Below are 8,391 nucleotides of genomic sequence, written 5' to 3'. Positions count from 1 at the left end.
GGCACATCGCCACCTGAGCACCAGCGGCAGGGACACGACGCGAGCCATCGAGCACCTGTCGTCAGGTCTGCGGATCAACAAAGCCGCCGACGATGCCGCCGGGATGTTCGTCTCGGAGCAGATGCGCTCTCAAATCGCCGCGTACAAGGCGGCGAACCGCAACGTTGCGCAGGCGAGTTCGCTCCTCCAAGTGATGGAGGGCGGGCTGGATCAGATGACGAGCATGCTCACGCGGCTCAAGGAACTCGCGATCCAGGCCGCCGACGGAGCCTACAGCCCGGCGCAGCGGGAGAAGGGCATCCAGGTCGAAGCCGACCAGCTCGTTCAGGAGATGGACCGTATCATGCGGGGCATCACCTTCAACGGGATCACGCTCTTCCCGACGACCGGAACGAGCATGACGTTCCAGATCGGCGAGTACACCTGGGACAAGATCGGGTTGCCGCTGAACGCTCTCACCGTGGGAGCGATGCTGGGAACCTTCAATGCCCTCTTCAACGTCGCGACGGCGGCGAGCATGGCATACGTGCAGATGCCGACGATCGTCGATGCCTTCATGACCCAGGTCGCGAGCGCGATCGACACGGTCGTCTCGCAGAGGGCGCGGCTCGGAGCGGTCCAGAACCGTCTGGATCGCACGTCACAGTCCATCATGATCAACACCGAGAACACGATGAACGCCGAATCGGTCATCCGCGACGCGGATGTCGCGTCGGAGACCTCGGCACTGGTGCGCGCGCAGATTCTCGCCCAAGCCGGCACTGCCGTGCTGAATCAGGCGAACCTGCTGTCGCAGAACGCGCTCAACCTCCTGTCGTCGCTGGGTTAGGCGCTTAGGACGCACTGAAAACGAGCGCCGCCTAGCGTGGCGGCAGTCATTCGGATCCCGCATCCGAATATGGGGAAAGTGACTCATGTTCCGAATCAACAACAACATCGCCGCCTTGCAGGCACATCGCCACCTGAGCACCAGCGGCAGGGACACGACGCGAGCCATCGAGCACCTGTCGTCAGGTCTGCGGATCAACAAAGCCGCCGACGATGCCGCCGGGATGTTCGTCTCGGAGCAGATGCGCGCCCAGATCGCCGCTTACAAGGCAGCGAACCGCAACGTGGCGCAGGGCGTCTCGCTCCTCCAGGTGATGGAAGGCGGGCTGGAGCAGATGACGGGCATGCTGACCCGTCTCAAGGAACTCGCCATCCAAGCTGCTGACGGCACATACAGCCCAGCGCAGCGCGAGAAAGGGATCCAGGTCGAAGCCGACCAGCTCTTCCAGGAGATGGACCGGATCATCCGAGGGGTCAAGTTCAACGGGATCACCCTGTTCGTTCCGCCTCCGACAAGCATCACCTTCCAGGTGGGCGAGTACACGTTCGACAAGATCAACTTCGGCGTCGTCACCGTCGATACGAACACGCTGTTCGGAACCTTCGCGTTGATGTTCAACTCGACGGGTCTGGGCAGCATGGCATACGTCCAGATGCCGACCATCGTGGACTCGTATCTGACGCAGATCTCGTCGGCGATCGACTTCGTCGTGTCGGTCCGAGCGCGGCTCGGAGCGGTTCAGAACCGCTTGGAGCGCACAGGCGCGAACATCAACATCCAGACGGAGAACACGACGAACGCCGAATCGGTGATCCGCGACGCGGACTTCGCGGCGGAGACGTCGGCGTTGACGCGCGCGCAGATCCTCGTTCAGGCGGGAACCGCCGTGCTGAACCAGGCGAACCTGCTCCCGCAGAACGCGCTGAATCTCCTCGGAGCGCTGGGTTAGTCGGCGAGTCATCCGGGACGCCGAGCTAGCCGTGCACGCGCAACGAGGATGATGGGGGCAACCGCATGTTTCGCATCAACCAGAACATCACGTCCATCAACGCGCGCCGTCACTTGGGGATCACCGAAGTCGACGCCCGCAAGACGATGGAACGTCTATCGTCCGGGCTTCGGATCGTCCGCGCAGCGGATGACGCCGCGGGTCTGTTCGTGTCGGAGCAGATGCGGGCTCAGATCGCCGGGCTGAAGCAGGCGAACCGGAACATCCAGCAGGCGATTGCGCTGTTCCAGACGGCAGACGGCGGCATGGAGCAGCTCAACTCGATGATGGCGCGGCTCAAGGAGCTCGCCGTCGCGGCGGCGGACAGCACGTTCAACACGTCCAACCGCGCTGCCATCGCCAAGGAAGTCGATGCGCTGCTCACCGAGATCGACCGGATCACCCAGAGCACCGTGTTCAACGGGATCACGCTGTTGACCGGTCCGAAGTTCACGTTCCAGGTGGGCGACACCGCCGGGAACATCTCGCGGATCACGATCAGCATCGGCCCTGTCGGGACGGCGTCGATCGTTCCGGGCGTGACCTCTCAGGATTGGGTGAGCCAGACGAGCGCCGCGTTGGTCATCGCTTCGCTGGAACTGGGGATTGCCTCGCTGTCGTCGGTTCGGACGGAAGTGGGCGCTGCGCAGAACCGGATGGAGCGCGCCCTGGCGAATGTCCAGATGCAGATCGAGAACCACTCGAACTCCGAATCGATTATCCGTGACGCGGACTTCGCCATGGAGACGGCTGCGCTGACCCGAGCTCAGATCCTGGTCCAGGCGGGCACGTCCGTGCTGAACCAGGCGAATCTGCTCCCGCAGAACGCGATCACGCTGTTGCAGCAGTTCTAAACGGAACACGGATGCCAAATCAGCAAGACTGAGCGAACCAATCGGTCGATGAAACGTTAGGAGTTGAAGAACGCCGGAGGCACGAAGGTCGAACGGCGAGAGAAACGGTGAAGTTCCCCGGAGGGCGAGCCGATACTTGAGATGAGCGGCTCACCCGCTTTTGATCGCGTCGATCGTGCTGAAATGCACGATTCCGGGACATGACATCACCGTGTGATTGCCGGACTCGCGCACGTCAGCCAAGGCGACGGGAGCTCCGAGCCTGCGGCGATCCCAAGTCGAGGGATTCCTCGACCTATGGTTTTCGGCGCTTGCGGCAGCGGGCTCCGAGAAGTGGGTGAATCCGGTCGTGCCGGCATGTCGAGGCGTACGGCGGATCGAAGCGCGACAGCCTCTCGACGATGAGGTGGCGGCTGCGGAAGCAGTGGGTTCCTCGACGATGCCGAAGACGGGAACTCGCGCGACGATCCCCTAGTGTGGCGACGCCAATTGGGCGTCGAGTGCCTCTTGATCGGGAGTTACTCACAATGGAAACGCGCATCATCGACACACGGATCACAGCGACGGTGCAGCACAACGCCGCGGTCGAACCCGCCGTACCGCACACGCGTCAGGCGGGCGCTGTCGGGAACCAGAAGCCGATGAACCCGGAGAACCCGTCAGCGGGTCTGCCGCGGTCGGCGCGCGGAACGGTCGCCAGTCAGAAGGCTCTGCCCAACACGGTCGAGGAGGCGAACCTCCTCGCGCGGTCGTTCAAGCGCGGCGTGTCGTTCGCGCTCGACAGCGATTCCGGGCAGGTGGTCGTCCTAGTCACGAACGAAGACACGGGCGAGATCATCCGACAGATTCCGTCCGAGGAGTTCCTCGAGATGGTCTCCCGCGTTCAGGAAGTCACCGGGCTGTTCTTCGACGAAGTCGCCTGAACCCGACGCATCGCTTTGGCACGGTAGACGGGAAGAGCAGCGCCGCCCGCGCGGGAGCGAACGGGAACTGACAGAACGCCGCCTCGTCGGAGAACGAAGCGGCGAAGGGAGCCGATCGTCATGCCAGCGTTCAACGTCGGCGGTATCGCGTCCAGGCTGGACACCGAGAGCATCATCAGCCAACTGATGGACCTCGAACGCCGCCCGTTGCGATTGATGCAGCAGCGTGAGTCTGCGATCAACGTCAAGTTGGGACTCTATCAGCAGATCAACACGCTCGCGGCGACGATGAAGTCTGCCACTTCGACGATTGGACAGAGCTCGACGCTGCAGTCGGCGTCGGTCACGTCGTCCGACACGGACACGATCGGCGTGTCGGCGACCTCGTCGGCGAACTTCGGGACCTACGTCATCGGGTCGGTGACATCGCTAGCGCAGCAGAGCGTCCATCGTTCCAGCGGGTTCGCGACTCAGGACACCGCCATCGGCGGCGCGGCGGGCTCGACGCTGACGCTGACGGTCGGTTCCGACTCCGTCACGGTGAACAACTACGAGACGAAATCGCTGCTGGAAATCCGCGACGAGATCAACAACGCGAACATCGGCATGTCCGCGTCGGTCTACAGCAGCGGCAGCCAGTATCACCTGATGGTGACGGCGAAGAACGAAGGAACCGCCAACGCCGTCACGGTGACGACCGACACCGGCTCGCTGGCGATGACGGCGCTCTCGTCGGCGTCGGACCTCGTGTTCCAGTTGGGCAGCGGCGGCAGCGCCCAGACGATCACGCGGACGAGCAACACCGTCGATGACCTCATCTCCGGCGTCACGCTCACCTTCAAGCAGACGAAGGGAACCGCGACAAACGTCGCGATCACGCCGAACATCGACCAGAACGTCACGAACATCAATACGTGGGTCGAAGCCGTCAACGGCGTGATGGGCTTCCTGAACGAGCAGTTGAAGTTCGTGGCGGACGCGACGAGACAGGGTCCTCTGGTTGGCGATTCGACGCTGAACGGCATCCGCTCGGACATCCGGTCGAAGCTGACGAGCGAGCAGACCGGGCTGGGGACATCGACCGTGACGGCGCTCTCGCGGATCGGGATCTCGATCAACCGCGACACGGGTCAACTCACGGTGGATTCGGCTCGCCTGCGCGAGCAGTTGGCGGCGAAGCCCTCGGAAGTGCAGGCATTCTTCGAGGCTCTCTCGAACGACCTGACGAACGTCAGCCGAACCGGGTTGTTCGACCGCCTGACGGACACCATCGACGGGACCATCGCGACCCGGATCGAAGGGTTCAACACTGAGATCAAGCGGCTGCAGGACTCGCAGGCGCAGATGGAGCAGCGGCTCGCGACGAAAGAGGAGCGGCTGCGGCTCCAGTTCATCCGCTTGGAGCAGGCGATCGCAGAATCCAACTCGCAATTCTCGTACTTCCAGAGCCAGTTGGGTGGCTTGACGACGGGTCGCAGATAACGGATGGTCCATGGGAAGGGCGGCGTGGCTGAGAGCCCGGGTTGTCGCCGGGCGAGCGATGCTGCCGAGGATGGCGTGACGACGATGGCGTGACGAGCGTCGGCTCTGAGCCAACGGCTCTGTGGGTTGGTTCTGCCGACGGACGAAGTGGGGCTTGAGTTTTCCCCGTCAGATGCCGTTAGATGAAGCGAAGGGTGTCCTCCTTCGGGATCATCGAGAGCCGGCTCTAGGCAGGTGGCGGTCGCCATAGGCGACGCGAGGGGAACGTGATGCAGCAGATGACCGTACCGGTCAAACGGAACCCGTTTCAGGCGTATCGGCGGACGCAGATCGAAACGGCGAGCAAAGAGCAGCTCCTGCTCATGCTCTACGACGGCGCGATCCACTATCTCAAGCGCGCCAAGATGAAGATGCAGGAACCTGCGTGCGAAGAGACCCTGACCGAGAAGACGAACCTGATCCTCAAGGCGCAGGACATCATCCTGGAGCTCATGTCCGCGCTCGACATGGATAACGGCGGCGAGTTGACCAAGCAGCTCTTCCGCCTCTACGAGTACATGAACTACCGGCTGAACCAAGCGAACATCCGCCGCGAAATCCCGGCGCTGGAAGAGGTCGTGACGCTGCTGAGCGACCTGCGGATGACCTGGGACGAGGCGATCCAGCGAGCGCAGCGCGCTGCTGCTCCCAGCGCCGCCGCTCCGACCGCCACCTGACGCTCCAATCATACGGACCGTCTGGCAGAATGCGATGTCTGATCCGAGTTGGCGGCTGCAAGGCTCGTTCGTCCCTGACCTGGCACCGTATGACCGTGCCGAGCACCATCCGCTCCTAATGCCACTAGGAGACTGGGCCCGCCGACACCACCCCTATGCAGGCAGACGCTCCGCTGGGTAGTCCCTGTTGGTTCGTCTGCACGCCGAAGCGGTATGTGCCCATGGGCTCGCCTCCGTGGCAACCAACGCAGTTCCAACGGTTCATCCGGTCATTCGCATCAAGCACATTTCCCGCTCAGATTCAAACAGATCTCGGGAACGCCTATATCAAGGTCATTAACAACCCTCTGGGTCCGCACGCATTGATCCGGGATTGGGTTGGAACAGGCCTTGCGCGTTGGTTTGGCTTACCGACGTTTGACTACGCCATTCTACGACTGAGTGAGGCAGACGAGATTCCACTACACGATGGGCGTGCTGCAGAGGCCGGTCCAGCATTTGTGACGCGCGCAGTGGAAGGTCACCCATGGGGTGGGGCTGAGGAGGAGCTCGAGTTGCTTGACAACCCCGAGACCATATCTTGGCTGGTTGTCTTTGATACGTGGATACGAAATGCAGACCGCTATGCGCCGGAAGACCTTGCTCCACAGAACGCCCACGAAGACAATGTGTTCCTGACTGGAGAAGGAGCAACCCAGGGCAGGCTCCGTCTACTTGCCATCGATCATACCGAGTGCTTCACCAGTACGGCGACCGAACTCAGCACTCGGATCGCGGCGATCGACAACATCAAGGATCCGAGAGTCTACGGGCTCTTTCCTCAGTTCCGGCGCTTCCTGGATGGCACACAACTGCACGCAGCAGCGGAGCGCCTTCGCACAGTCGATGCTCAGACCATCTCGAACATACTGAGGGGAGTTCCTCGCGAGTGGGATCTGGCTCCCACTGCGCACCTGGCTCTGGCTAGATTCATAGAGGAAAGGGCGCGGTTCGTCGCAGGTCCTGACATGGTGGACAAGTTGATGTCGTTCCGCGTGCCGAGTCAATCGTTGCTCTGTTAGGAGGGTCATCATGGCAGCCGCTCGAGGATACTACGCGCTGATCCAGTATTGCCCTGACTCTTCGCGCATGGAAGCGTCCAACGTGGGCGTGCTACTGTTTCGCCCCGATCCCTGGTACTTGGGCGTCCGTACAGCCGAAGGTAACGATCGTCCGCGCCGATTTTTTGGGACCAAGAGCTTTGACGCAGCACGGCTCAATGCAGCGAAGAAGGCTCTGGAGATTCGGTTGCGGCACAGAGGCACCGACTTCCGTACATTGGACGACCTTAACGCCTTCATCGACACGCGGGCAAATGATCTGATCGTTACTGCCCCACGGCCCATGAGTGTTCGGAGCCCTGGCGACGACCTAGAGCGGCTGTTCCAGGAACTGGTTGGCGGAAGAAGGAAGCCCCAGGCAGAGCAAGAGAAAGCGTCAGAGCCGCTTGTTCCCGAACTTGACGAGTGCTTTCGTGAGCTGGCACAGGATCGACAGATACAGTTCAACCAACGCGTCATTGTGCCAGTGACAGGCCGTGAGCTTTGTATTCCGTATTCCTATGTGAATGGTCGTGAGAACCTGATTGCTACCACCCAGTTCCCGGCGAAAGAGCAGTCTAGTCTGAACGTCGCCACTCAATGGGCGCTGCACGGCGATCTCCTCCAAAGGCACCGAAAGGATGGGAACGGAAGCCCGTGCAAGTTCATCATGGTCGCACTGTTCCCTGAAGACCATCCTAGGGATGTCCGAATGCGAGAGTTGCTCCTGTTTGGGGAGTACCAGCTTCAGGTCGTCGAGAAGCCTGGGGTTGACGGCTTCATAAGAGCAATCAGAGAACAAGCTCATTGAGTCTGATCGTCAGTCGCGCCTTCCAGCTGGCGAACGGTGCGCCTACACACTCCTCGTCCGACTGAGGATCGCCACTGTGCTCCCGCTCCTTCCGTTCGTCCTGTCAGCGACGCCTGCCGCGCCGCGTCTGCCCGCCATTGAGCTCGCGCGCCTGTCAGCGGTCGATGCCTATGGGCGCTTCTTGTCGTTGTGGCGAGGCGCTTCCGTGGAACAGATCGACGCGCTGCGCTCGGCGGACTGGAAGCGGTTCGACGCAGCGGTCGCGTACAAGTCCGATCTCATCGAAGCCTGGGAAGCGAAGCGTCAGGGCGACGAGATCGCCGTCTCGGAGCTCCAGGCGCCCACCGAACAGATCGAGCGTTGGGGGAACCTCATCGGCGAGATACAAACGCTCGACCGCGAAGTGCAGCGCGTCGTGCGCTCGCTCCGCGACGACGTCCGAGCTCAACTCCAACAGCTCGACTCCGACCGCCGGGCGCTCCGTTCGTACCACTCGCTTCCGAAGAACCTCGTCCCGCGGTATATTGACCGAAAGCTCTGATCCGAATGCCAAGCCAATAAGAGCCTATCTCAATCGGGGTCGTTCGGCTTTGAGCCGATGCCAGATGCGCGCCCAGATGAGGATGCAGGCGAGCTTCACCCGTCCGCAGTAGTTCTCCGGTTTGACCTCATAGCGCACCAGAATCGAGCGGTACTTTGCCAACCACGC

General features: G+C 61.9%; 9 protein-coding genes. All 9 read left to right on the top strand.

All coding sequences use genetic code 11. The features are described 5' to 3' along the window. Positions 1–829, top strand: an 829-nt coding sequence (locus tag FJZ36_16700) for a flagellin FliC (protein MBM3216538.1), incomplete at its 5' end; no start/stop codon positions are given. 85 nt (positions 830–914) lie between these two features. After that, the gene (locus FJZ36_16695) at positions 915–1,778 is read left to right on the top strand and encodes a flagellin FliC (GenBank protein MBM3216537.1); all 864 of its coding nucleotides are present in this window, start codon (positions 915–917) and stop codon (positions 1,776–1,778) included. 65 nt (positions 1,779–1,843) lie between these two features. Continuing rightward, positions 1,844–2,671 carry a flagellin FliC gene (locus tag FJZ36_16690; protein ID MBM3216536.1) on the top strand — a complete coding sequence of 276 codons (828 nt, stop codon included), beginning with the start codon at positions 1,844–1,846 and terminating at the stop codon, positions 2,669–2,671. 401 nt (positions 2,672–3,072) lie between these two features. Next, positions 3,073–3,594: a flagellar protein FlaG gene (locus FJZ36_16685; GenBank protein ID MBM3216535.1), complete on the top strand. Its 522-nt coding sequence runs from the start codon at positions 3,073–3,075 to the stop codon at positions 3,592–3,594. A 120-nt stretch (positions 3,595–3,714) separates the two neighbouring features. After that, positions 3,715–5,076 carry a hypothetical protein gene (locus FJZ36_16680; GenBank protein ID MBM3216534.1) on the top strand — a complete coding sequence of 454 codons (1,362 nt, stop codon included), beginning with the start codon at positions 3,715–3,717 and terminating at the stop codon, positions 5,074–5,076. A 269-nt stretch (positions 5,077–5,345) separates the two neighbouring features. After that, positions 5,346–5,792 (top strand): flagellar export chaperone FliS, encoded by a 447-nt coding sequence (fliS, locus tag FJZ36_16675; protein MBM3216533.1) that lies wholly within the window; start codon positions 5,346–5,348, stop codon positions 5,790–5,792. Positions 5,793–6,346: 554 nt separating this feature from the next. Continuing rightward, positions 6,347–6,853, top strand: a complete 507-nt coding sequence (locus FJZ36_16670) for a hypothetical protein (protein MBM3216532.1) — start codon at positions 6,347–6,349, stop codon at positions 6,851–6,853. Positions 6,854–6,863: 10 nt separating this feature from the next. After that, positions 6,864–7,682, top strand: a complete 819-nt coding sequence (locus FJZ36_16665) for a DUF3037 domain-containing protein (GenBank protein ID MBM3216531.1) — start codon at positions 6,864–6,866, stop codon at positions 7,680–7,682. A gap of 76 nt (positions 7,683–7,758) precedes the next feature. Next, positions 7,759–8,223 (top strand): hypothetical protein, encoded by a 465-nt coding sequence (locus tag FJZ36_16660; protein MBM3216530.1) that lies wholly within the window; start codon positions 7,759–7,761, stop codon positions 8,221–8,223. Positions 8,224–8,391 lie beyond the last annotated feature (168 nt).

It is taken from the genome of Candidatus Poribacteria bacterium (assembly GCA_016866785.1).
Classification (GTDB): domain Bacteria; phylum Poribacteria; class WGA-4E.
The sequence above is the reverse complement of the archived record's forward strand: the minus strand, read 5'-3'. Positions and strand labels throughout refer to the sequence as shown.